This is a genomic window from Fictibacillus enclensis, assembly GCF_001457035.1.
In the GTDB taxonomy this organism is placed as follows: domain Bacteria; phylum Bacillota; class Bacilli; order Bacillales; family Fictibacillaceae; genus Fictibacillus_C; species Fictibacillus_C enclensis.
On the sequence record NZ_KQ758619.1, the window covers coordinates 529175 to 553491 of the forward strand.

21 protein-coding genes are annotated in these 24317 nt (G+C 45.7%); 18 read left to right on the forward strand and 3 right to left on the reverse strand.

The features are described from left to right. Position 1: 1 nt before the first annotated feature. Complete coding sequence (locus AS030_RS17895; protein WP_061974130.1) at positions 2-1507, forward strand: tripartite tricarboxylate transporter permease; 1506 nt, start codon at positions 2-4, stop codon at positions 1505-1507. 17 nt (positions 1508-1524) lie between these two features. Here AS030_RS17895 and AS030_RS17900 read toward each other — a convergent pair whose 3' ends face one another. Beyond that, on the reverse strand, positions 1525-1782 hold the full coding sequence (locus tag AS030_RS17900; RefSeq protein ID WP_061974132.1) for a hypothetical protein: 258 nt from the start codon (positions 1780-1782) through the stop codon (positions 1525-1527). Between the two features lie 635 nt (positions 1783-2417). Between AS030_RS17900 and AS030_RS17905 the strand changes: the two genes are divergently transcribed. The 3 genes from AS030_RS17905 to AS030_RS17915 all read left to right on the forward strand — a co-directional run bounded on the left by AS030_RS17905 (position 2418) and on the right by AS030_RS17915 (position 5687). After that, positions 2418-3344, forward strand: a complete 927-nt coding sequence (locus AS030_RS17905) for an AAA family ATPase (RefSeq protein WP_176716400.1) — start codon at positions 2418-2420, stop codon at positions 3342-3344. Between the two features lie 113 nt (positions 3345-3457). Beyond that, a complete protein-coding gene (locus AS030_RS17910) occupies positions 3458-4534 on the forward strand; it encodes a DUF58 domain-containing protein (RefSeq protein WP_162264564.1) in 1077 nt (358 codons plus the stop codon). Beyond that, a complete protein-coding gene (locus AS030_RS17915) occupies positions 4506-5687 on the forward strand; it encodes a DUF4129 domain-containing protein (protein ID WP_061974138.1) in 1182 nt (393 codons plus the stop codon). Before AS030_RS17910 ends, AS030_RS17915 begins: the two co-directional genes overlap by 29 nt. A gap of 76 nt (positions 5688-5763) precedes the next feature. Here AS030_RS17915 and AS030_RS17920 read toward each other — a convergent pair whose 3' ends face one another. Next, positions 5764-6342, reverse strand: coding sequence for a hypothetical protein (locus tag AS030_RS17920; RefSeq protein WP_061974222.1), 579 nt, complete (start codon positions 6340-6342; stop codon positions 5764-5766). 204 nt (positions 6343-6546) lie between these two features. On the opposite strand from AS030_RS17920, the gene AS030_RS17925 reads away from it, so the two are divergent. The 14 genes from AS030_RS17925 (at position 6547) to AS030_RS17990 (ending at position 23375) form a co-directional block, all read left to right on the forward strand. Continuing rightward, positions 6547-9075, forward strand: coding sequence for a substrate-binding domain-containing protein (locus AS030_RS17925; RefSeq protein WP_240482392.1), 2529 nt, complete (start codon positions 6547-6549; stop codon positions 9073-9075). A gap of 4 nt (positions 9076-9079) precedes the next feature. Continuing rightward, positions 9080-9790 (forward strand): LytR/AlgR family response regulator transcription factor, encoded by a 711-nt coding sequence (locus tag AS030_RS17930; RefSeq protein WP_061974140.1) that lies wholly within the window; start codon positions 9080-9082, stop codon positions 9788-9790. A 326-nt stretch (positions 9791-10116) separates the two neighbouring features. Next, a complete protein-coding gene (locus tag AS030_RS17935; protein ID WP_061974142.1) occupies positions 10117-11142 on the forward strand; it encodes a LacI family DNA-binding transcriptional regulator in 1026 nt (341 codons plus the stop codon). Between the two features lie 213 nt (positions 11143-11355). Continuing rightward, entirely contained in the window at positions 11356-12174 is an 819-nt protein-coding gene (locus AS030_RS17940; protein ID WP_061974145.1) for a sugar phosphate isomerase/epimerase family protein, read from the forward strand. A gap of 13 nt (positions 12175-12187) precedes the next feature. After that, complete coding sequence (locus tag AS030_RS17945) at positions 12188-13366, forward strand: substrate-binding domain-containing protein (protein WP_061974146.1); 1179 nt, start codon at positions 12188-12190, stop codon at positions 13364-13366. A 23-nt stretch (positions 13367-13389) separates the two neighbouring features. Further along, entirely contained in the window at positions 13390-14574 is a 1185-nt protein-coding gene (locus AS030_RS17950; RefSeq protein WP_061974148.1) for a levoglucosan dehydrogenase, read from the forward strand. Positions 14575-14640: 66 nt separating this feature from the next. Continuing rightward, complete coding sequence (locus AS030_RS17955; RefSeq protein WP_205728275.1) at positions 14641-16140, forward strand: sugar ABC transporter ATP-binding protein; 1500 nt, start codon at positions 14641-14643, stop codon at positions 16138-16140. Continuing rightward, on the forward strand, positions 16121-17119 hold the full coding sequence (locus tag AS030_RS17960; RefSeq protein ID WP_082635876.1) for an ABC transporter permease: 999 nt from the start codon (positions 16121-16123) through the stop codon (positions 17117-17119). The genes AS030_RS17955 and AS030_RS17960 overlap by 20 nt, the downstream gene beginning before the upstream one ends. A gap of 24 nt (positions 17120-17143) precedes the next feature. Beyond that, positions 17144-18319 (forward strand): Gfo/Idh/MocA family protein, encoded by a 1176-nt coding sequence (locus AS030_RS17965; protein WP_061974149.1) that lies wholly within the window; start codon positions 17144-17146, stop codon positions 18317-18319. After that, positions 18316-19287 (forward strand): sugar phosphate isomerase/epimerase family protein, encoded by a 972-nt coding sequence (locus AS030_RS17970; protein ID WP_061974150.1) that lies wholly within the window; start codon positions 18316-18318, stop codon positions 19285-19287. Before AS030_RS17965 ends, AS030_RS17970 begins: the two co-directional genes overlap by 4 nt. Positions 19288-19322: 35 nt before the next feature. Then, on the forward strand, positions 19323-20357 hold the full coding sequence (locus AS030_RS17975) for a zinc-dependent alcohol dehydrogenase family protein (RefSeq protein ID WP_061974151.1): 1035 nt from the start codon (positions 19323-19325) through the stop codon (positions 20355-20357). A gap of 28 nt (positions 20358-20385) precedes the next feature. Then, positions 20386-21240 (forward strand): sugar phosphate isomerase/epimerase family protein, encoded by an 855-nt coding sequence (locus tag AS030_RS17980; protein ID WP_061974152.1) that lies wholly within the window; start codon positions 20386-20388, stop codon positions 21238-21240. Between the two features lie 22 nt (positions 21241-21262). Then, the gene (locus tag AS030_RS17985; protein WP_061974154.1) at positions 21263-22147 is read left to right on the forward strand and encodes an alpha/beta fold hydrolase; all 885 of its coding nucleotides are present in this window, start codon (positions 21263-21265) and stop codon (positions 22145-22147) included. Positions 22148-22211: 64 nt separating this feature from the next. Beyond that, a complete protein-coding gene (locus tag AS030_RS17990; RefSeq protein WP_141687118.1) occupies positions 22212-23375 on the forward strand; it encodes an agarase in 1164 nt (387 codons plus the stop codon). A 69-nt stretch (positions 23376-23444) separates the two neighbouring features. Here the strand turns inward: AS030_RS17990 and AS030_RS17995 are convergent. Then, positions 23445-24317 (reverse strand): aldo/keto reductase (locus tag AS030_RS17995; protein WP_061974156.1); only part of this gene is annotated, 873 nt, incomplete at its 5' end.

Consider the following 24317-nt stretch of genomic DNA (forward strand, 5'->3'; position numbering starts at 1 on the left):
AATGGATTCTATCAGTTTTTTGTTATCAGGATTTGAAACCGCCCTTACTCTGCATAATTTATTGTACTGTTTGATTGGGGTTACCATTGGAATGCTGGTAGGTGTATTGCCTGGGTTAGGACCAAGTGCAGGAACGGCCGTCCTCATTCCCCTTACGTATGCGATGGAGCCAATTTCAGCTATTGTAATGCTCTCTGGAATCTATTATGGAGCGATGTATGGTGGGACGATCACATCTGTTCTCATTAATACACCTGGTGAAGCATCTTCCGTTATTACATGTCTAGATGGACATCCCATGGCAAAGCAGGGAAGAGCAGGGACGGCTTTGGGGATTTCAGCTATCGGATCTTTTATTGGAGGAACATTTGCCATAGTAGGTTTGGTCCTTGTCGGACCGCCGCTGGCAAACATGGCACTGAAGTTCGGTCCTCCAGAATTCTTTGCTCTAATGTTGCTGGGAATGACCATGGTGATCGGCTTGATTGGTAAATCCGTCTTAAAAGGGTCAATTGCAGCAGTAATCGGCCTCATTTTAGCTCTTGTAGGTCAGGAGCCTGTAACAGGGATCCCTCGATTCTCCTTTGGACAGCCTTATTTAATGGAAGGGTTTGATTTTGTTGTCATTGCCATGGGACTTTTTGGATTATCGGAGATCTTAAGTAGTGCGGAGCAGACCTTGAAGGCTGAAAAGCCACCAAAAGTTAAAGGGCTCCTTCCTTCACGAGGCGAGTGGAACCCTTCCTTGAAATCAATCGGAAGAGGAACAGTACTCGGCTTCTTGATCGGCCTGATACCGGGAACAAATTCAGTCATACCGCCTATCCTTTCTTACTCTATGGAAAAGAGGGTTGCTAAAGACCCTTCCCGTTTTGGGAAAGGAGCGATTGAAGGCGTAGCAGGTCCTGAAACAGCAAACAACTCCTTTTGTGGAGGGGCATTGATTCCATTATTCACATTAGGAATTCCTAGTTCTCCTACGATAGCCATCCTTCTTGGCGCATTTATCATGCATGGGCTCACTCCAGGTCCCACATTATTTAAAGATAACCCTGATTTTGTCTGGGGGGTAATCGCAAGTATGTTTATAGGGAACTTACTATTGCTGATTATGAATTTGCCGCTGGCCGGCGTATGGGCAAAAATTACATTGGTTCCGTTTAAACTTCTGTTTCCCATCATTCTTATGGTGTTAATAGCTGGTACCTATACAATCAACAACAGTCTTTGGGATGTGGGGACCATGCTAGTGTTTGGATTAATCGGCTATGTTTTTAAAAAGGTGGATATTCCTATTGCTCCAATCGTGCTGACTTTTGTATTAGGGTCAATGATGGAGAATGCTTTGATGCAATCGTTAACCATTTTTCAAGGAGATTTTATGGCTCTTTTCACACGTCCTCTTTCAGGTACCCTTTTGGTGATTTCAATTGTGATTATCTTTGTCAGCGTTTTTGCAGGTTTCCGTAATAAGAAGGAACTCTTTGCAGGTGATATTGATATGTAATGGAAGCAGCTAAAAAACTAAACAGGTTGATGTAAGATCAAAAAAAGGCCCGTGGAAGATAACGGGCCTTTTGCTGTATCTGTGAAAGGATTTAAACGGTCGTTTAAACTATTTCCCTGCCACTTTTGAAAAAGTGTAGTATAAATCAGTAAAAGTAGGAAGAACAAAGCTAGAATGACATCTGTTGTTTTTCCTAATGCTGAAAAATCAAATATAATATGAGCGAAGCAAAATAGACCCGTAATGATGATCAGGTGCTTTCGTAATACTTTCATTTAAGCAACTCCTGTGGTCTCTTCTATGCTTCTCCAATTCCCAATGCTCGTAATAAGGAGAACGCAAAAACCAACACACCAATAATCAATAAAATACCGAGTGTAATACTCTCCCACCGGTTTTGATAAAATGGCGAAAATAATTCCAGCAAAGATAGGGTGGTAAACATAATTATTCCAGCAAACATACTTGCGTTCGGTCCCCTCATAAAGAAAAAACAACAATACTAATGATCACCATGATAATCGAAAGCCATCTATATTTATTAAAGCAGTTTCACTCTCCCCTAACCTAAAGTCACAATCAGATTGCAACAAAATATTCCAACAAGCTGTGTAGTTTATATACAAATTTTTTTATTTAACAAATTTCTCGTGTATCCATCTTACTATTGCCCCAATGGAACACCCAATTGCAGCAGAGCTTATAAATTTCATTTCCGAAATAGGTGGATAGTCTGCTTTGATATTTAAACACTCCTCGGATCAATGTGTATTTCTTGTGATTTCTTTTTCCTCTGCGTGTTCTAAAATAATAGAAATTGTTCACTTGTGTAAATTTATGTTAAATAATGATAGGATAAATGTTGAAAAATCTAGTTATTCTTAAGGGTGGATGAATTGTGCTCGATGTAATGAAGATAAAAAATGAAATTAGTAAAGTGATTATAGGAAAAGATAACATCGTAGAATTGCTGCTGATTTCTATTATGAATAAAGGACATATTCTATTAGAAGATGTGCCGGGTACGGGTAAAACCATGCTGGCAAAAAGTATGGCCAGAGTCATTGGAGGCCATTTTAAACGGATCCAGTTTACTCCTGACCTTCTTCCCAGCGATGTCATTGGAATCCAATTTTTTGACCCAAAGGAAAGAACCTTTCAATTGAGACTTGGTCCGGTTGTAACCAATGTGCTGCTTGCGGATGAAATCAACCGGGCCAATCCGAGGACTCAATCCAGTTTGCTGGAGGTAATGGAGGAGAAACAGGTTACGATTGATGGGGAAACGGTCAAATTACCCTCTCCTTTTATTGTGATTGCTACCCAAAATCCTATAGAGTCCTCAGGAACCTTTGCACTTCCGGAAGCTCAGTTGGATCGCTTCTTTATGCAAATTCAAGTGGGATATCCCACCCGGCAGGAAGAAAAGCGAATCATGAATGTACATAGAGGAAATGAGCCATTACATACCATTGAGACTCTGCTGACGCTGGAGGAGATTAAACGCTGCCAGGAGGAAGTTCAAAACGTCCTGGTTTCGGAAAGTATTGAGGACTACATTTTAGATATCGTTCAACACTCGCGTGAATCTCAATATGTTGAGGTAGGAATTAGTCCAAGGGGGACGTTGGCATTGATGAGAGCCTGTCAGGGCAAAGCTTACCTGCAAGGGAGAGAGTATGTGATTCCGGAGGATGTTAAAAATATAGCTCCCCATGTAATTCCTCACCGCCTCGTCTTATCGGTTGAGGGAGCTATGAGAAAGACAAAGAGACAAATCGTCACCGATATCCTCAATGAAGTTCATGTTCCTGTTGAAAGCGGATCACCTCAATGAGGTGGAGAATAAGAATTGTAAGCTCTAAGCTGTTAGAAGGCATTCCTATTGTTGTTACAATTTTTGTTTTATTGAGCTTTTATACAGATTCCGTCCTGATATTTTTTGCAGGAATGGTTTTAATTTCTCTTTATTTTTTTGCAAAGTATTATACAAAGCACGTTCCAACTGCACTGGTATTAGAGAATAACAAACACACAATCCGGCTTTTTCCTGATGAACAAGACAGCTTTTCTTTTTTACTGCGAAATACAGGGACCATCCCTATCCATCATGCAAAGCTGGATTACTTTTTCAATGATGTGATCAGGCTATGGGACGAAAATCACAATACTCCTCAAATCCATTTGCTGCCCAATCAAGCGGCAGAAATCACGGTTCCGTTCACCTCAATGAAACGCGGGGTTTCCCGAATAAAAGATATCACCGTTCAAATCAAAGATCTCGTAGGTTTAAATACGATCCATCTTACGTTTGATACTATTTATCATACAGAAGTCGTCGTTTATCCAAACCCCACAAAAATAGCAGGGATCGAACACATCGAAAAGATGACCTTGGGTGAATATCCTTTATCTTCATCGCTTTTCGAAGATACAAGTCAACCGTTTGGATCAAGAGATTACGTCTCGGGAGATTCCTTCAATCGAATTCATTGGAAGCTCTCCTCCAAGATGGATGTATTGCAAACGAAAGTCTTTGAAAAAACAACAATGGTAAGCTGGTCCTTTATTTTAAATTTAGGGGACATCAAGACAACGCTGAGCAAACAAAGCATTGAACAGAACATCAGCTATTTAGCCTATTTGTGCCAGTATGCCACTTCAAAAAATATCCCGTATGAGATGTTCATTAACGTACAAATTCCAGGTAAGCATTCCGCCTTTCACCTGGATGTCAGTAAGGGGAAAGAGCATTTAGGGCGGACGATGGAAATCCTTGCAAGACTAGATCATTCATCGATAAAAGTACCAAACAAGCGATTCCTTTCGTCGATCGACGCGCGCTTGGCCCCTTCCACCACCTTATTTTATTTTGGTGAGAAAGACCAGCTCTCAGAACGGCATTTCGTCAACTGGAGAAAGAACGGAAGGAGGATTTATGTAGCCGAAAAGCAAGATATAGAAGATGGCGCATATTTAAGGTCATGGAGGAGAGCGAATGAAAACGACATGGTCGCTGGCAGGTAGGTTTTATTTTTATTATTTATATGATGCTTTTTTAGTGTTCACCTTGTTATCGCTATTTTATCTGCATCATGATGAGTTTGCGCCGCTTTTAACGTTTCTTGGCATATATGCTGCCAGCGCGGTACCTTTATTGATGGTCCTGACCAAAGCAAAGAAAAAACTAACTTATGGACACATTATCCTGACTTCGCTGTTTGGCATCGCTTTGTCGCATTTTTTAGGCATACATGTGCTGCTTTCCATCTTGCTGGGTTCCGTGATCAATTGGCGGGTGTATGAGAATTATGGGAAGAGATCAAAGGAAGAAGCGGAGGCCATTCTTTTTATTACCATGTTTCTCTGTTTTTCCTTGTATGTATTAAATCCGATGTTCGCTAAAAAAGAATGGTTGATCGGAATTATTCTTTTTCAGTTGTTTTACTTTCTTTTATTAAAAGTCCCTTTAGCTGCAGCAAAGTCCCTAAAAGCTAAAAAGGTGATCGTATTCTTGATGATAGGACTGGCTGGTTTGCTTCTTTTCAACTATATCAAGTTTACTTTTCTTTATCTTTTAAGCCTTGGTGCAAAGCTTCTTGCTTTTCTTGTGGGGCCGGTCTTCTATTATATTTTTAGAAAGCTATCAGCAGATGATCAATTAATGAACGATTTCGATGCTGTCTGGAAAAAAGCAAATCCAAATCAACCCTCTGAACTTCAAGTGATGATTCAACAAAACGGCAATCATGAATGGATTCTTATTGCCTTAATCGTATTCGTCATTGCAGCTGTTTGCCTCTATTTATTCCGAAGAAAAATAAGGAGGCCAGGGGGGAATGGAGAGGATAACTCTGTTTTCCGCAGCATCCTAAGCCCTCAACCTGTCTATAATCATTCTTATTTGCGAAATTCTCGTCCGTCTGACCCGGCACGCAAGTTGCTTTACCAACTGGATCAAACCCTTTTTAAATATGGGTTGGGAAGGAAGCGGGAGGAAACGGTTGAAGACTGGTTTGGTCGAATGGATTATAAGTCGGAAATGAAAAGAGAGATTGCGGATTTATACAGAAAGGTACGATATGGTGAGCATCCACTTACAAAACAGGAACTGGACGTATATAAAAGAAATATCTCAGAGTTGAAAAAAGAAATAAAAAGAGCTTCAAAAGAGAAGTAATGCTAAAAGCAATGCAATTTCTGATGGGAAATGGCACTGCTTTTAAACGATTGTTTAAACTTTCTTCTGACCAGAATTATTCCTCTTCATCCCCTTTGGAAATAACATTACCTTTTGCATCATAAACGGTCACCTTCACCGGCAGCTTTACTTCATCTTTTTGAAAAGTCGCATACCACACCCACAGGTTATCCCGGGCGAAAAAGCGGTTTGGCTGTACATGGCCTTCACTGTTAATGACAATGGTCTTAGCCTCGTCCTCGGCAAACCCGTATATGATGGATAAATTCTTTTGGACCTTATTTTTTACCTGCCAGATAATCGGGCCTCTGTCGCCACGCTCCTCGTTAAATTCCTGGAAATTCAGCATCGGGTAAATGAACTTTTTAAATTCGGTAAACGCATTATTGGTCAACGCGGGAGTAATCCCTGTACTGCTCTCAGCAAAAACCAGATGTGAATCAGCATCAAACAAACGAATGCCTTTGCAGTCACCATCCTGGTCCGCCACTCTTTGGCAGACCTGCTCTTCGAGGGATGTGTCAGGAATGCCAGGAGGAGCGGGGCTGGCCGGACTGGAAGGCCGTGAAACAAAAAAGTAAATCACCACAATGACCCCTATACAGAGTACACCTAATACCCATTTTTTACTCATCTTCAAAAGCCCCCGTTTCAACTTCATTTTAAAGATATTCCTTTTCTGTGAGGTTTTTCCTTTTTGTTAACATCATATGTTGCCTTCGAAATTGAGGAAATAGATCTTAGACAATATATGGATTAGACGAACCAGAGAAGCGATTTTATAATAGAGGGAGAAAACGTTTACAGAGGAAAAATTCTTAAAAACAGGCGAGGGGAGGTGTACACGATCGCAGAGTATGTATCTAAGGCAAATCGTGAAGACAAAGGAATGATTTTTACCTTTTTGAAAAGAAACCAACAATTTGTCTATTCGTATTCTCATGGGCCTTTGCTGGACCAAATCCATGGGGGCCAGGAGATTACCGGAAAAACCGTTTTTGACATGTATAAGGATGCTCCTGATCTGGCACATGTTATCCATGAATATTATGAAATGGCGTGGAATGGAGAGTATGTGGAATACGAAATTCATTATCGGGACAAAGAGTACCTCACCAGTCTCCGGCCTGTGGCCCATCAAGGAACAGTATCACAAGTGGTGGGGATATGTACGGACATCACACTGCAAAAAGAGCAGGAAAGAAAGTTGGCCCATGCGATGGCGCGATCCGACTTTCTATCAAAAATGAGCCATGAGCTCCGGACGCCGCTGAATGGCATACTGGGATTTGCCCAGCTTTTGGAATTGGAAGAGGACTTAACGGACACCCAGTATGATTTTGTACAGGAAATACTAAATGGGGGAAGGCACCTGCTGGAGTTGGTTAATGAGGTACTGGATCTGTCACGCATCGAAACTGGCAACTTGAAGATAGCCATTACTGAAGTTGAGCTTCTAACGGTTCTCCAGGAATGCGTTAAGATTGTTAAACCGATGGCTAAGAAGAAGAATATTACGATCGATGTACAGCGTGATCATTCCAATGCGACGATGCGGGTGCTGGCGGATCCTGTACGCCTGAAGCAGATCTTCCTTAACCTGTTGAATAATGCGATCAAATATAACCGGGAATTTGGAAAGGTGTATCTCTACTGTCACCAGGAAGGCGATCATCAGGTGATCCAGGTGGAGGATACAGGAGTCGGTTTCTCAGCCTCCGAGTATAATAAAGTGTTTGTTCCTTTTTATCGAATTGAAGGTTCAAAGGAGGAGGGGACGGGGATTGGACTCTCGCTGGTCAAACAGCTTGTCAATCTGATGGATGGAAAGATTTCTGTGACGAGCACCAAAGGAAAAGGAAGCAATTTCAAGGTCACTCTACCTGTCCCTCCTAACCTAAAGACAGGAGTCAGGTGGGGAGAAAACGTGGAACCCGACGGCACGGATATGGAGAAAACTGACGTTTACCGGTTGCTCTATATTGAAGACAATGAATCTAATATTCATCTTGTCCAAAAAATTCTTAACCCACAGCCTGCGTATAATCTTCTTGTTGCCCGGACGGCGAAAGAAGGGCTGTCCCTGCTGGCACAGGAAAAAGTAGACCTGATTTTACTGGATATTAACCTTCCGGACATGGATGGCTATGAAATGATCGACATCATCAGAGCCTCAGACGCGGCCAAGGATGCAGCGGTCATTGCTGTTAGCTCCATGGCAGCTTCCGGAAACATACAGCAGGCTCTTGACAGGGGATTCGATCATTATGTCACGAAGCCGATCAATGTAAAGGGATTTCTGAATGTAATCAATGATGTGCTGAACAATACCATTCACCAAAATATACCGGATGCGAGAATTTACAGCACAGGCCCGCATGGTGAGCAAGCCGTATCGGCAAAAACGCTGCAGCTCTCCCTGGAAGACCTGAAGAAAATCAATGAGAAAAAGTATCGGGCTGCCATTTCCATGCATTATGCCGGGAATGATTGGGCAAGAACTCAGGTGGAAGGATTAACCGTAACATTTGAACGAATGGGAATTGAGGTCATTGCCGTTACCAATGCAGAATTTAACTGGGAAAAGCAAGTGGCTGATATTGATGAAATCGTTGCCAAAAAACCGGATATCCTTGTAAGTATTCCTGTCGATTCGATCAAGACGGCAAAAGCTTACCAAAAGGCGGCACAGTCCGGCATCAAGCTGATTTTTATGGAAAACACACCGGAAGGACTGAAGCATGGCGAGGATTATGTCAGCATCGTCTCCGCCGACCACTATGGAAACGGTGAGGAATCCGCCCATATCATGGGTGAGCAGCTGAAAGGCAGGGGCTCAATTGGAGTCATTTACTATGAAGGCGATTTCTTTTCCACTCGGCAGCGGACCACAGCCTTTGAAAAAACAATCAAGGAACACTATCCCGGCATCCGGATTGTCGAACGGGTGGGAATCAAAGGTCCGGACGGCGGAGAAGAAGCCACTGCCGGTCTGTTGGACAGGCATCCCGATCTGAATGGCTTGTTTGTCGTATGGGACATACCAGCTGAAGGGGCGATGACCGCGGCCCGCAAGGCAGGAAGAGACGATTTGGTCATCACAACGACAGATCTTGGTATCCATGTTGCTCTGGACATGGCTCGTGACGGACTGATTAAAGGATTGGGCGCCCAACTTCCGTATCAACAGGGAGTGGCCGAAGCCATTTTGGCAGGTTACGCCCTTCTTGGCCGACAGGCACCGCCTTATGTCGCGGTGCCGGCATTAAAGGTGACCCAAAGGAACATGCTTGAGGCCTGGAAGCTCGTGTATAACATGGAGGTACCGGAAAGGATCCAAAATGCACTGCAGGAAAAAGGGAGATGATGAGATGAAAGTGCTGATTGCTGAGGATGATGCTTCTTCAAGAAAACTGCTTAAACTGTTTATCGACAGTCTGCCTGATTACCATATTGCAGGAGAAGCAAAAAACGGGGAGGAATTAATTCAATATGCCGCCAGTGAAAAGCCGGATATTGCATTAGTGGACATCGGCATGCCCTTGTTAAATGGAATGGAGGCTGTCAAGGCGTGCAAGGAATTCCAGCCGTCCATGCAGGTGATTTTTATTACGGGACACGACGATTATGCTCTTGAGGCATTCGAAGTGAAGGCGGTGGACTATATTATGAAACCGATCGAACGGAACCGCCTGTACGGAGCTTTGGATAGGGCAGCACAGGTGATTTATTCACAGGGTGAGAGAGTGCAGCCCGCTAAAAAGGACCTGAAGATCAAGCAGCAGAGAAACATCATTTTTATCCCATTGGACGACATTTTGTTTATTGAACGGATGGACCGCAAGTCTGTCATTCATACGAAAAACAAATCCTATGAGACGAACGAACCGCTGGCCAGTTTGGAAGTGGCTCTGGATTCGAGGTTCCAGGCATCACACCGGTCATATATCATCAACGCGGAGCATCTCGTGCGGATTGAAGCAGCCGGACAAATGTACAAAGCCTATTTTAAGGACTACGGTGAAACCGCAAAGATTTCCAAGCATAAAGTCGACGAACTGCAGCGGTACAAGGCGTTATAAGATCACTTAAAATAGGTTGAACACGGAAATACAATCGGAAATCGAGAACTTACTGGCCCAAATTTGAGATTTCCTGTCCAAAACAACGATTCCATTGTCCAACCGTTCATAATAGAAAACTCAGTCAACAAGGCTGAGTTTTTTTATTTTTTAAAATTTGTGGTTTTTTTGTTCCGCGGGATTAATTAGACGTTCGAATATTAAAACACCTGGTCCGAATGGAAGAAAAAGCGGTCTGAAAGCGGTTAGACAACCGAAATGTATGCGATTACAATGCCGTTATAGATAGTCTGACGAAACACAAAAACAGAAGAGAGAGTCTAGATATGGCAGGGATAAGAGATGTAGCTGAGCAGGCAAATGTATCGATTGCTACGGTGTCCAGGGTGCTGAGCAAACCGGAAACAGTAGCAGAAGAGACGATGAAAAAGGTCATGAAAGTGATTGAGCTATTAAACTACCAGCCCAATGCAGCAGCCCGCCAGTTGAGGCTGTCGGAAACGACCACGATATTGGTTGTAGTCCCGGATATAACGAATACCTTTTTTTCAAAGGTGTTGAGAGGCATAGAATCGGTCGCCATCGAGAATGGATACCAGGTTCTTCTTGGCGACTCGGCCAACAATGCGGAGCGGGGTAAAGGATACCTGAATATCCTCCGCCAAAAAAAAGCTGCCGGGATGATCCTGCTGACGGCTGGGATTGAGGCGAAGATCGTTGAGAAAATTGCCCTGGAGTATCCTGTGGTTCTAGCCTGCGAGTACTTAGAAGGTGTCAACGTACCCACCGTATCCATCGATAATGTAAGCAGTGCACGCAAAGCGACTGAGTACCTGATCCATCTGGGTCATAAGAAAATCGGGCTCATTTCAGGCCCGATGAACAGTGTGCTTGGGCGCGACCGGCTAAAGGGCTTCTACCAGGCAATGGCCCAGTACAACGTAAAGGTTGAACCTGAACTGGTTCAGGAAGGGGATTTTTCCTACGAAACCGGCTTTAACATGATGCTGAAGCTGCTGGCGTACAGCCAAACTCCAACCGCGGTATTTGCAGCGAATGACGAGATGGCCTTCGGTGCCATTAACGCGGCCGAACAGAAGGGATTATCGGTCCCAAGGGATATTTCAATTATAGGGTTCGATGACATACAGTTTTCAGCCATTTTTAAACCCGCACTGACTACTGTAGCTCAGCCGGCATTCCAAATCGGAACGAAAGCGATGGATCTGCTGCTAAGGCTGATGACAAAACAGAGGTTCAGCAAAACCAAAACCCAGTACATTTTGGAAAACCAAATCATCACCCGGGATTCATGCCAAAAGCTAAGCACGATCAGTAAACGCCAGATGTAAACGTTTACGAATCAGCAACCAAATGAATAGGCAAAGAAGAGCCAAAAATTTTTGAAACGACTGTAAACGTTTACAGTGGAGTGGACCGATAAATGCTGAAAAAACCTGGGAAAAGAATGTAAACGTTACTAAACATCCTTAAGGAGGTGGTGTTGGCGGTATTCTGCTTCCCAATCATGAATCTTAAAAACCATCAATTAAGGGGGAAAAACAATGAAACTCGGATATCAAACAAATACATGGGGCGGGGTCGTCGGTCATCCGGCAGGAGTTACGTCCATAAAAGATTTATTCTATCTGGCCAATGGATCAACAGAGGAAGCGTTACAGGACATTAAGGATGCAGGTTTTAAAGGGTTTGAACTCTTTGATGGAAACCTGATGGAATACAAGGACCAAAAGGAAGCGTTCAAGGAATTGATCAAGCGGCATTCCCTGGAGTTTGTCGGGGTATACGCAGGCGCTAACTTTATCTACCCGGATATTTGGACTGAAGAGCTGCTCCGGCTGGAGGAAGCAGCATCACTCGCTTCAGAGCTGGGGGCACGGCATTTCGTTGTTGGCGGGGGAGCCGTCCGGGCGAACGGAATATTGGACAGCGACTACCGTCAACTGGGGGAGGCACTAAACCAGGTTGCGGCGCTTGCGGAAAAATACGGCCTCATCCCGAGCTACCATCCTCATTTGGGAACGATTGTTCAATCACCGGATCAACTGGACAAGCTAATGCCGCTGACGACCATCAATCTTTGCCCTGATACCGCCCATATAGAAGCTGGCGGAGGGGACCCGGTTGAAGTGATCAAAAAATACATCAACCGCATCAAATATATTCATTTGAAAGATTACCGCGATGGCGCGTTTGTCCCTCTTGGTGAAGGAGTACAAAAGTTTGACCAAATGATTCGCCTTCTGGATGACGCGGGCTATGATGACTGGATCATTATTGAACTGGATCAATATGATGATCCGAAAAAAGGTGCAACGATCAGCCGCGAGTATTTGACTCAATTTGAAAAAGTTAATAGATAGGGAGGTTAGGTCCATGAAAAAGATAGGTTCTGTTGTAACGGCTGCCGCCCTGGCCGGCATGCTGGTGCTTACCGGCTGTGGGAAGCAAGATGCAAATTCGAGTGCCAATGGAAAAAGTGAAACCAGTGATCTGAAGACACAGGAATCACCGAAATCGGGTCCGATTACGATCAACCCGAAGATTGAAGACAAAGAGATTTTAGGAAAGGGTCCATATGGCGAAAAGGCGGTTTCCGCCAAAACATTGAAGCTGACAGAGGCCGAGATTGCCAAGATCAAAAAAGGCAACTATAAAGCGGCCATTGTCATGCATTACACAGGAAACGACTACTCCACCGCGCAAATCCGGGCGCTTAAAGCGACCTTTAAACGGATGGGCGTGAAGGTTATTGCGGTAACCGATGCTCAATTTAAAGCGGAAAAGCAGGTATCGGACATCGAGACGGTCCTGGCAAAAAAGCCTGATATTATCGTGAGTGTTCCGGTTGACCGCGTTTCGACCGCCGGAGCCTTCAAAAAAGCGGCGGATGCTGGTGTAAAGGTCGTGTTTGTGGATGGCGTTGCGAATGACCTGAAACCTGGAAAAGACTATGTCAGCGTCGTGTCGGGTGACAATTCCGGAAACGGTGCAGCCGCAGCAGAGGTTATGGGCGAGAAGCTGGGCGGAAAAGGAAAAATCGGCGTAATCTATCATGATGCTGATTTCTTTGTCACCAAGCAGCGGTCCGATGAGTTTGAAAAAACGATCAAGGAAAAATACCCAAAGATCAAAATTGTAGCCAGAGCCGGTATATCAGGACCGAATGATGGCGAAAAGGTAGCTTCAGGAATGCTTACCAAATACCGTGACCTTGATGGACTGTTTGTCATCTGGGACGTGCCGGCCGAAGGGGCATTGGCTGCTGCACGGACGGCAGGCAAGGATAATCTCGTCGTTACAACGACCGACCTTGGAACGAATGTGGGCTTGGAAATTGCCTCCGGAGGTATCGTGAAAGGCCTTGGGGCCCAGCTGCCATACGACCAGGGAGTAACGGAAGCGATGCTGGCGGGCTATGCGATGATTGGAAAGAAAGCACCAACTTATGTGGCGGCACCGGCTGTAAAGGTAACTAAGGATAATGTATTGGAATCCTGGAGACTGGTGTACGGGGCGGACGCTCCAGATGTTATCAAGGATGCTGCAAAATAAAAAACACAGGAGGAATGATTGAAATGAAACAATTAAACGTAGGAATGATTGGCGGAGGATTTATGGGAAAAGCACATGCACTGGCGTATGCAGGCATGCCGATGTTCTTTTGGCCTGCACCGGCGGTTCCCCACCGCCACACCATTGTTGATGTGACTGAGGAGCTGGCAAAGAACGCAGCGATGAAGCTGGGCTTCGACCACTATGAAACGGATTGGAGAAAAGTAGTGAACGACCCGGAAATCGATGTAATCGATATTGTCACGCCCAACCATACCCATGCCGAAATCGCGATCGCAGCGGCCAAGGCTGGTAAGCACATCATTTGTGAAAAGCCGTTGGCGCTCGGCGCCGAGCAAGCAAAAGAAATGCTGGATGCTGTAAATGAAGCCGGTGTGAAACACATGGTTGCTTTTAACTACCGAAGAACTCCTGCTGTCGCATTGGCGAAAAAATATATTGAAGAAGGGCGAATCGGCAAGATTTTAAGCTTCCGTGGTACGTATCTGCAAGACTGGTCAGCTGACCCTGAATCCCCGCTTTCATGGCGCTTTCAGAAAAAGATTGCCGGATCTGGTGCGTTGGGTGATATCGGGACACACGTTGTTGATTTTGCGCGTTACCTTGTCGGCGAAATTACAGATGTGAATGCTGTAACGAAAACATGGATTCCTGAACGACCGGTTCAAACCGGAGGTACAGACAGTCTCGGGAACGTAAAAGGTGGCGCGGACGTTCCAAAGAGCCCTGTGGATGTAGACGATGAATTTATTACGATGGTGAAATTCGACCAGGGCGCGATTGGAACCATTGAAGCGACCAGAAATGCCTGGGGACGAAACAATTACCTAACGTTTGAAATCCATGGCGAAAAAGGTTCTCTCGCCTTCAATTACGAACGCCGTGATGAACTGCAAGTATGCTTCTCGGATGATCCGGGAGACGCAAAAGGGTTCCGTACCGTTTACACAGGGCCTAACCACCCGTATGGCGAAGGATTATGGCCAATACCGGCACTGGGTATCGGCTACGGGGAAACCAAGATCATTGAAACCTATGACTTTTTCAAATCAATCACAGAGGATACTGTCGTTTCACCAAACTTCCATGACGGCTACAAAATCGAAGCCATTGCTGACGCGATTCTTCAATCGGCAGAAAACAGCCAATGGGTGACGGTGGCAAAGGAACTCTCCGAAGTGAAATAAACTGAAGTGAAATTCGATAAGGGCTGCCTCTATAATGCAGTCCTTATTAGCTAAGAGGGTGAGTGCGTGGAACAGCCATTGCTTATGATGGAGAATATTTCAAAGTCCTTTAACGGAATCACTGTTCTGGATTCCGTGAGTTTTTCAGTAAAGAAAGGTGAAGTGCATGCGCTGATGGGAGGAAACGGCGCAGGCAAATCAACTTTGATGAAAATATTAACCGGTGTTTATTCAGCTGACCAGGGCGATATTTTTATCGATGGCAAGAAAGTAGAGATCCATAATACCGATGACGCCCGAAACAACTACATCTCCATGATCTTTCAGGAATTCAGCCTGATTCCTTCATTGACGGTCGCGCAGAATATTTTTCTGACGCGGGAATCAAAAACTTCCTTAGGGCTTCTTAATGATAAACAATGCATCGAGGAAACAGAAAAGCTTCTCGAGGAATTGGACGTGGACATACATCCGAATGATATTGTTGGTAATCTTGGCGTCGGATACTGGCAGATGACGGAAATTGCGAAAGCTCTGTCCCAGGAAACCAAAATTCTTGTGATGGATGAACCGACATCCTCTCTGACCCAAAAAGAAACAGAAATCCTGTTTTCCTTTATTCAAAGGCTGAAAAACAAGGGATATGCAATTATTTACATCTCTCACCGGATGGAGGAAATTTTTGAAATATGTGACCGGATTACCGTGCTGCGGGACGGGAAGTTTGTTGCCACTGAGGAATGCAGGAACACGGATCTGGACACCGTGATCCAGCACATTGTCGGAAGGGATTCCAACAAGGCCTTTGAATGGAAGGAACGGCCGTATTCAACCGATGTCACTCCTGTCCTGGAAGTCAAAAACCTGCAAGCCGGTTCAAAAGTAAAAGATGTGAGCTTCAAGGTATTTCCGGGAGAGATTCTTGGTATTGCGGGATTGATGGGCAGTGGCAGATCAGAGACGGCGAGGGCCATTTTCGGAATCGATGCGAAAGAAGGCGGAGAGATCCTCATTAACGGGGAACAGAAAACAATCAAAACGGCTCCCGATGCGATTGATGCCGGATTGGCCCTCATTCCAGAAGACCGCCGCATGCAGGGGTTAATTCTTGAGCATAGCGTCAAAGAAAATATTATCCTGCCCATTTTATCAAAATTAAAAAAGGGGCCGGTTCTTGATGAGGCAAAAGCGAACGAAATGGCCAGCCATTTTGTCGAGAAGCTGAGGATTAAGACCGACGATATTTTTAAGACGTCCCGTTTACTGTCGGGTGGAAACCAGCAAAAAATCGTCCTTGCCAAATGGCTGGCAAACAATCCCGAGATTTTGATTTTGGACGAGCCTACGATCGGGGTGGATATCGGTGCAAAGACCGAAATCATTGATGTGATCCGCGAGCTTGCTGACAGCGGTAAAGCAATCGTGGTTATATCGTCAGAATTCCCCGAACTTATGGCGCTTAGCGACCGGGTCATCGCCATGCACAATGGCCAGGTCGTGAAGGAATTAAGAAGAACAGAAATCCATTCAGAGGAGGAGCTTCAGCATGCCATCCAAGGAAATTAATGCTCCGGGCCAGGTTGCCTTTGGCAAAAGCAAGCCCCGGCCGGTTCAAAAGTTAGATTGGAGAAACTATATTGTTTATTTTGCATTCATCGGGGTCCTGATTTATTTTTCCATTTCCCTGTTCGATGACGGCTTCGTCTCAACGGATAATCTGTTGAATATCGCCAGACAAACAGCCATGATCTCGATCATGGGTGTGGCGATGACCTTTGTCATCAGTACCGGAGAAATCGACCTTTCTGTAGGATCAACCACCGCACTTGCTTCTTTAACTGCGGCGCTTGCCATCCAGTCCGGATTCGGAATGCTTGGCGGACTTGTGGCAGGCCTTGGTACAGGGCTTATCGTAGGACTGATTAATGGGTTATTAATCACCAGGTTTGTCATTCCTTCGTTTCTGGTGACTCTCGGGATGATGGGGATCGTTAAAGGGATGGCCATGTGGGTTACCGATACGGCTCCAGTGCCCATCATCAACTCTGCCTTTAACTTTCTGTTTGGTTCGGGAGATATTGGTTCCGTTCCCATTCTATTAGTTTGGACATTGCTGGCCACTGTTGCCGCTCATATTCTTCTGAGAAAAACCTCCTTCGGCCGGCAGACACTCGCCACCGGCGGAAATGAAAGCGCTGCAAGATTTTCCGGGGTCAAAACCCATCGCATTAAATTGATGGTCTTTCTGGGAACAGGATTGGCAGCAGGGTTTGCCGGAATTCTCTATGCCGGTCGCATGCATGCGGGACGCTATACGTTCGGTGATGGTGATGAACTATCGGTTATTGCCGCAGTTATCCTTGGCGGAACGAGTCTTTTCGGCGGCGTTGGTACGGTGATCGGGACATTGATTGGATCCTTGATGATCGGAACCATTAACAACGGATTGATCATCATGGGTCTGGATGTCAGCCAGCAAATGATGATTAAGGGACTCATTATCATCCTGGCTGTAGCGTTTGGAAAGAAAGCGATGAAAAATTAACAGAAGCGCAAAGGAGCATGAAGAGTGGAAAAGATAAAGGTTGGCATCATAGGAACAGGCTTTATTGGGCCCACCCACATTGAAGCCATCAGACGTCTTGGCTTTGTTGAGGTGTATGCCCTGGCTGAAAGCAGCCAGGATTCGGCTGAAGAAAAAGCAGCGAAGCTTGGCATTCCAAATGCTTACGGCGATTATCGTGAAATGCTGAAAAACAAGGAAATCCAGGTGGTCCATAACTGCACACCGAATCATCTGCATTTCGAGATCAATTGCGACATCATTTTGGCCGGAAAGCACGTATTATCCGAAAAGCCGTTGGCCATGTCCAGCAGGGAATCGGAAGAGCTGCTGGCATTGGCCACGGAGAAGAAGGTTGTTCACGGTGTCAACTTCAATTACCGTCAATTTCCGGTTTTAAAACAGCTCGAAACGATGGTCCAGAACGATGAAATCGGAAAGGTTAACCTGGTGCACGGGAGCTATTTGCAGGACTGGCTTCTGTTCGATACGGACTATAACTGGCGATTGGCACCTGGTACAGGGGGAAGATCCAGAGCGGTAGCCGATATTGGATCCCATTGGTGTGACACGGTTCAATATGTGACCGGGAAAAAAATTGTGGAAGTATTTGCGGACTTGGCCACGGTCATTCCAGTAAGGAAAAAACCGGTGGTGAATGTCTCAACATTCGGCGGCCAGCAAACAGAAGATGAAAGTTACGAGAATGTACCTATTCATACGGAAGATTATGCTTCGGTCCTTGTCCGGTTTAATGATGGAACGAAAGGCGTATTCACTGTTTCACAGGTCAGCGCAGGACGGAAGAACCGGTTAAGCTTCGAACTGAACGGCAGTAAGTGTTCCGCCTATTGGAATCAGGAGGAGCCGGAGAAGCTGTGGATTGGGCATCGTAATCGTGCCAATGAGGTCCTTTTGGCGGATCCTGCCCTCTTCTCGGCGGATGCCAAGTCATCTATCCACCATCCGGGCGGACATAACGAAGGGTGGCCCGATGCATTGAAAAATATGATGCTGAACTTTTACACGTCTATCCGTGATGGACAAACATCCGGAGCTGAGATCAATTTTGCCACATTTGAGGATGGCCACCGGTCGATGTGCATAACTGAAGCCATTTTGGAAAGCCATGAGCATCAAAAGTGGGTGAAGGTTGGAGCCGGTCAGGAGGTCTTTTCGTGAAAATTGGTGTGTTTACCGTCCTCTACCAGAATCTCTCGTTTGAAGAAATGCTGACCAAGCTTTCGGAAGCAGGCGTTGATGCAGTTGAGTTAGGCACTGGCAATTTTCCAGGAAACAGCCACTGCGATACGGATGAGCTCCTGGATGCTCCTGATAAGCTGAGAGCTTTCCAACGGGCACTGGAAACGAGAGGGATGACAATCAGCGGATTAAGCTGCCATGGCAATCCGCTGCATCCCAACCCTCATACGGCAAAAGAGGCGCATGATGTCTGGCGAAAAACCGTGTTGCTCGCTGAAAAGCTGGAGGTCCCTGTGATCAACGGCTTTTCAGGCTGTCCGGGAGATCATCTGAACGCCAAGTATCCGAATTGGGTAACTTGTTCCTGGCCGCCTGAGTACAAGGAAATGCTTGATTGGCAATGGAACGAGGTCGTCATTCCCTACTGGAAGGAAGAAGCAGCCTTCGCTCGGCTTCACGGAATGGAACGAATCGCCCTGGAGATGCACCCGGGATTTGTGGTGTACAATCCGGAAACGCTCCTCAAGCTGAGAGAGCATGCGGGTCCGGTGATCGGTGCTAACTTTGACCCAAGCCATCTCATCTGGCAGGGCATTGATCCTGTTGAAGCAATCAAAAAACTTGGCCGTGAAGATGCCATCCATCATGTCCATGCGAAAGACGTGTACCTTGATCAGGCCAATATCAAGGTCAACGGTGTCCTGGATACAAAGCATTACAGTGAGATATTGGATCGTTCATGGACATTCCGGTCCGTCGGATACGGTCATGACGAAAAAATGTGGAAGGATATCCTCAGTACACTTCGTGCGGTCGGGTATGACTATGTCATTTCTATTGAACATGAAGATATGCTGGCTTCCACTGATGAAGGATTAGGCAAAGCCGTTTCTTTACTTAAACGAAGCGTATTCAAAGACAAAGCGGCCGAATTATGGTGGGCATAAACAGAAATTCACTGAAAGTGCAGGAGGGACAACGTATGACGATGCAAGCTGCCTTTTTTCCAGGTAACAAGAAAGTAGAAATACGTGAAGTGGAGATTCCGGTTCCCGGCCCGGGTGAAGTGCTGATCAAAATGAAGGCTTCGGCCATTTGCCGGAGCGATATGAGCTTGTACTATGGCAGTTCCGTTTTCTCGGGCGACTCCACATGTGGCTGTCATGTTCCGGGCCATGAACCAGCAGGGGTCATTGAGAAGGCAGGGGAGGGAGTTTCCCAGTTTCAAGCCGGTGACCGTGTCGCAGTTTATCTGGCGGTCGGCTGCGGGGAATGCCCTTCATGCAGGAGCGGCTACAAGATGTTTTGTGAGGAATTTAAATGCATTGGGTTTGATGCTCATGGCGGGGATGCAGACTACATGGTGGCTCCGGCTGAAAACTGCATGAGACTGCCGGATGAAATGGACTTTATTACAGCCGCTGTTTCAACGGATGCAGTTGGAACCTTGTACCACGCCCAAAAGCGATTATCCGTATCGGGAAGAGATACGGTTGTGATCTTCGGCATGGGTCCCATGGGAGGAGCCGGGGTGATGATCGCAAAAGCACTCGGCGCGCGAGTGATTGCGGTCGATATGATCCACGAGCGGCTGGAGGTCGCCAAAGAGCTGGGAGCAGACCATGTGATTAACGGTGGCGAAGCTGATGTGCTGAATGAGATTGCCCGCATCACCCATGGCGCGGGAGCGGACGCGGCGATCGACTGTTCGGGAAGTCCATATGCCGAAAACAATGCTCTGGACTGTGTCAGAGCCCACGGCAGAGTCGCTTTTATAGGAGAAAGCAGGGAAACAACGATCAAACCAAGTGACCAGCTCATCCGCAAGCAGATTACGTTAATTGGCTCATGGTACTTTCCCATCCATGAGTATGACGAAATTGCAGATTTTATTATCAAAAAAGAATTGCCTGTCGAAAAGCTGGTGACGCACACATTTAAACTCGAAGAAGCGGAACGCGCCTTCCAACTCTTTGATGAACGGAAGACAGAAAAGGCGGTCTTTGTTTGGGAATGACCCATTTAAAGAGAGAGGAGATGCAGAAGTGAAAGGAATATCTTTTAATACATGGGTGTACAGCAGTTTTCCAGTTTGGGTACCTTCCTATCCGTTGGATGAGGTCATCAGCAGGCTGTCTTCCTTTGGCTATGATGCGATCGAAATCGGGTGTGCGAGCCCTCATGCCTGGCCTGATTATTTATCAGGCGACAGAAGGCAGGAGGTGCTCAAGCTTCTAAAGCAAAAGAATTTGAAGGTATCAGCAATGCTTCCTGCACCAGGGGGCGGCCCCGGCATGAATGTCAGTTCTCCGCTTGCCGAAGAACGGGAATTCACGATTAATCATTACAAAAAGATTGTGCAGCTGGCTCATGAATGGGAGTGTCCGACTGTCATCTATGTTGCGGGCTGGGTGGTTCATGGAACCTCGCAAAAGGACGCCTGGAATTACAGCCTGGAAGGATTGGGGGAAATGGCGAAATTTTCGGAGGAGCTTGGTATAACATTGGTGGTCGAACCCACTCCCGCAGACAGCAATCTTATTGAAACAGCGGATGATGCTCTGCTGTTAAGCGAGCAGACAGGCGCCTCTAATGTAAAAGTCATGTTTGATACCTTCCATGCTCTCTATCGAAACGAAGTGCCCAGTGACTATATCTACCGGATGGCCGATCAGCTGCACCATGTTCACATTTCGGATAATGACCGCCTTCCTCCCGGACAGGGCAGAGGGGACTTTGATGCCGTAATAAAGGCTTTGAAGAATATTAAATATGACGGCTACTTGTCCATGGAGGTTGGGTTTCATACCAGACAGTCGGAACCAGACTGGTACGCCAAAACGTCGATTGAGTTTTTGAAATCGAAGCTGCAGGATGAACGAAAGATTGTGAGATTATAACAGTTAAAGGGGAGAGATCGAAATGGCGCAACAAATTAAAGACCACAACGGTGAACATGTTATCCATGGCCGTGAAACAGTAAATGGTGTTCGTCTTCACTACTATACAGCTGGACAAGGGGAACCGGTTGTCCTCTTGCATGGTGTTCCCAAGACGTCGTATTACTGGCGCAATGTGGTGCCGAAGCTATCCGGGAACTACACGGTTGTCGTACCTGACCTTCGCGGGTTCGGGGATTCGGGCCGTACGCTCGATGGCTATGATATGCCCAATATGGCCGAGGATATTGCTCAGCTTATGACGGCGTTGGGCCACGAAACGTTCTATCTTGTAGGTGAGGATTGGGGAGCGGCAGTTGCTTATGCGTTGACGGCGAAATATCCTGAACGAGTAAAAAAACTAGTGTATCAGGAAATGCTTCTTCCCGGGTTCGGTCTTGAAGAGTGGTCCCATTTAACACTTGAGAATGTAAAAACAAATCATTGGATTTGGCATATCAATTTTTACAATGTGCGTGATTTTCCTGAACTTTTAATTAGCGGTCGTGAAAAAGCCTATTTTTCTCACTTTATTAGACATGAATGTTATGACCCTACCGCGATCACTGAGGAAGCGATTGATGAGTATGTGCGTTGCTATTCTGCACCTGGCGGGCTCCGTTCCATGTTCGAAGTCTATCGTGCCACATTTCAGGATGCTGAATTTTTCCTGGAAGCATCGAAAACGAAGCTGCAAATGCCGGTACTTGCCCTGGGCAGCAAATATTTTATAGCTGAAGAGTGTACAAGGGAAATGAACCTGGTTGCCGAACATGTAGAAGAAGTAATTTTGCCATGGGGCCATCAGTTGGCCGAAGAATGTCCGGAAGAATTGAGTCGTGTATTGCTCGATTTTATAGGAAAATAAATAAGCTATAAATCTCTATTTGAAAGCGGTTTAAATGATAAATATAAAAGGAGAGTAGATGCAAATGGCAGAGCTTAGCTCATATGGAGGCAATGTGAACCGAACGTTTGAGGCAACGGGATACTTCAGACTTGAGCGCGAAAATGAGCGCTGGTGGCTTGTTGATCCGAAAGGGAATCAGTTCGTGACCATCGGGGTTAATCATGCGGATGAAACCAATTTAAAGTATGACCATAACTTTGATATCTGGAAAACGAAATACGGCTCACGGGAAAATTGGATCAAAGGGTTAAGCGAAGATCTTAAAAGCTGGGGGTTCAACACAATCGGCTGGACAGGGGACTATATCAGCGGAGACTGGGGGGTAGCCCTTGATTGGTTCGGTGATCCGATCAACCTCGGGCATTCACAAAGCTGGTCAGCGGCCGATTATAAGCATGCCGATATGCCGTATTGCTTACAAATAAGGGTTTCTGAATTTGAGGATTGGAATGGACATCCGGTGTATCCTGACGTCTTTTCCCATGAATTTGAAATGTATTGTGACTATCTGGCGCGGAGCATCTGTGCCGACCATGCCAACAGCAAGAATTTAATCGGGTATTTCCTTGTCGATATTCCGGCATGGATCCGCCATGCAAGCGGCAGTGATTTTAAACAGCTGGAAGGTTTAAACGAGCAGGAACGCAGCAGTAAACTATACGAGGTAGCGGCGAAATATTACGAAACGATCACAGCAAGCATCAGAAAGTACGATACTAACCACCTGATTCTCGGGGACCGATTTAACGGCAACAAAGGAATCCCGGAGGAGGTGCTGAAAGCCATGAAACCTTATGTTGATGTGCTGTCGGTCCAATACTTCACAAGCCCGGATGAAGCGGGTTACCAGCAAATGAAGGAAGATCTTGCCCGGTGGCAAGCCATCGCTGACAAGCCTGTTGTGATCGCAGATATCGGAAACTGGTGCAAAACGCATATGAATCCCAACCGCGTAAGTGACATTCATGATCAGGCAGGACGAGCTGACGATTATATCGCCTCACTGAACACGGTTCTTCATGAGCCATGGTTCCTTGGCTGGCATTGGTGCGCTCATCTCGAGAACAAAGCAAGAGGGTGGGGAATCAAAGATCCATACGACGAACCTTACGCTGATTTTGTTGATCCAGTCAAAGACTTTAACAAAGGTGTCTATCAAAAGATTGAGGATCGTGTAAAGTTCTAAGAATAAGAGCGGTTTTTTCCAAGAAGGCCTGTGACTGACTGCAGGCCTTCTATATTTTGATAAATTTTGTTAAATGAACCATTTTTTTCGTGGTATTGGGTAATATTCACCAGCGACAAGTTCTGGCGGTACGGCTTTTTCAATTCGTAAAAGGTCAGATGAACTTAAATTCAGCTCGACTGCCCCGATTGCATCATGAAGTTGTGATTGCTTTCTAGCACCAATCAATGGGATAACATCCTCACCCTTGGATAAAGCCCATGCAATGGAGATCTGTGCGATGGTTACTTGCTTTTCTTCAGCAATTTCATGCAATGCCTCTACAAGAGCTAAATTTTTTTCAATATTTTCGTTGGTAAACCGTGGACCATTACTGCGTTTGTCATTCAAACCTAGAACCCGATCTTTTGACCATGTACCGCTCAATAAACCTCTTGAGAGAACACCATAAGCCGAAAGCGAAATACCTAATTTCCGTAGAGTTGGCAAGATATTTGATTCGATGCTCCTATTAAATAGTGAGTATTCCATTTGCAGCCAACTAATAGGATGTACAGTGTGCGCGCGACGAATTGTATCCACTCCTACTTCAGAAAGACCAATGTAACGCACATATCCCTTCTTTACCATATCGGCAATTGCACCAACCGTTTCTTCAATTGGAACGCTTGGATCGATGCAGGCTGTGCCAGGTTGATAAAGATCGATGTATTCAACACCTAGGCGCAGTAGGGTATCCTCAAGGAAATTCTTTACTGTATTAGGGTGGTTATCACTCTTTGGATGACTCTTGCCCTGAGAGTGTAGCTTGCCATCGAATTTTACTGAAATAAACACATTTTCCCGTTGGATTCCTTGGAATGCTTCACGTAGAAGTAATTCATTGTGTCCATCGCCATAGAAATCCCCTGTATCAAAGAGTGTAATGCCTTCCTCAAGTGC

Excerpts from the sequence above, each read along its gene's own strand:
- AS030_RS17895 (WP_061974130.1), top strand. The coding sequence starts at position 2 with ATGGATTCTATCAGTTTTTTGTTATCAGGATTTGAAACCGCCCTTACT.
- AS030_RS17900 (WP_061974132.1), bottom strand. The coding sequence starts at position 1,782 with ATGAAAGTATTACGAAAGCACCTGATCATCATTACGGGTCTATTTTGC.
- AS030_RS17905 (WP_176716400.1), top strand. The coding sequence starts at position 2,418 with ATGAAGATAAAAAATGAAATTAGTAAAGTGATTATAGGAAAAGATAAC.
- AS030_RS17910 (WP_162264564.1), top strand. The coding sequence starts at position 3,458 with ATGGTTTTAATTTCTCTTTATTTTTTTGCAAAGTATTATACAAAGCAC.
- AS030_RS17915 (WP_061974138.1), top strand. The coding sequence starts at position 4,506 with ATGAAAACGACATGGTCGCTGGCAGGTAGGTTTTATTTTTATTATTTA.
- AS030_RS17920 (WP_061974222.1), bottom strand. The coding sequence starts at position 6,342 with ATGAGTAAAAAATGGGTATTAGGTGTACTCTGTATAGGGGTCATTGTG.
- AS030_RS17930 (WP_061974140.1), top strand. The coding sequence starts at position 9,080 with ATGAAAGTGCTGATTGCTGAGGATGATGCTTCTTCAAGAAAACTGCTT.
- AS030_RS17935 (WP_061974142.1), top strand. The coding sequence starts at position 10,117 with ATGGCAGGGATAAGAGATGTAGCTGAGCAGGCAAATGTATCGATTGCT.
- AS030_RS17940 (WP_061974145.1), top strand. The coding sequence starts at position 11,356 with ATGAAACTCGGATATCAAACAAATACATGGGGCGGGGTCGTCGGTCAT.
- AS030_RS17945 (WP_061974146.1), top strand. The coding sequence starts at position 12,188 with ATGAAAAAGATAGGTTCTGTTGTAACGGCTGCCGCCCTGGCCGGCATG.
- AS030_RS17950 (WP_061974148.1), top strand. The coding sequence starts at position 13,390 with ATGAAACAATTAAACGTAGGAATGATTGGCGGAGGATTTATGGGAAAA.
- AS030_RS17960 (WP_082635876.1), top strand. The coding sequence starts at position 16,121 with ATGCCATCCAAGGAAATTAATGCTCCGGGCCAGGTTGCCTTTGGCAAA.
- AS030_RS17975 (WP_061974151.1), top strand. The coding sequence starts at position 19,323 with ATGACGATGCAAGCTGCCTTTTTTCCAGGTAACAAGAAAGTAGAAATA.
- AS030_RS17985 (WP_061974154.1), top strand. The coding sequence starts at position 21,263 with ATGGCGCAACAAATTAAAGACCACAACGGTGAACATGTTATCCATGGC.
- AS030_RS17990 (WP_141687118.1), top strand. The coding sequence starts at position 22,212 with ATGGCAGAGCTTAGCTCATATGGAGGCAATGTGAACCGAACGTTTGAG.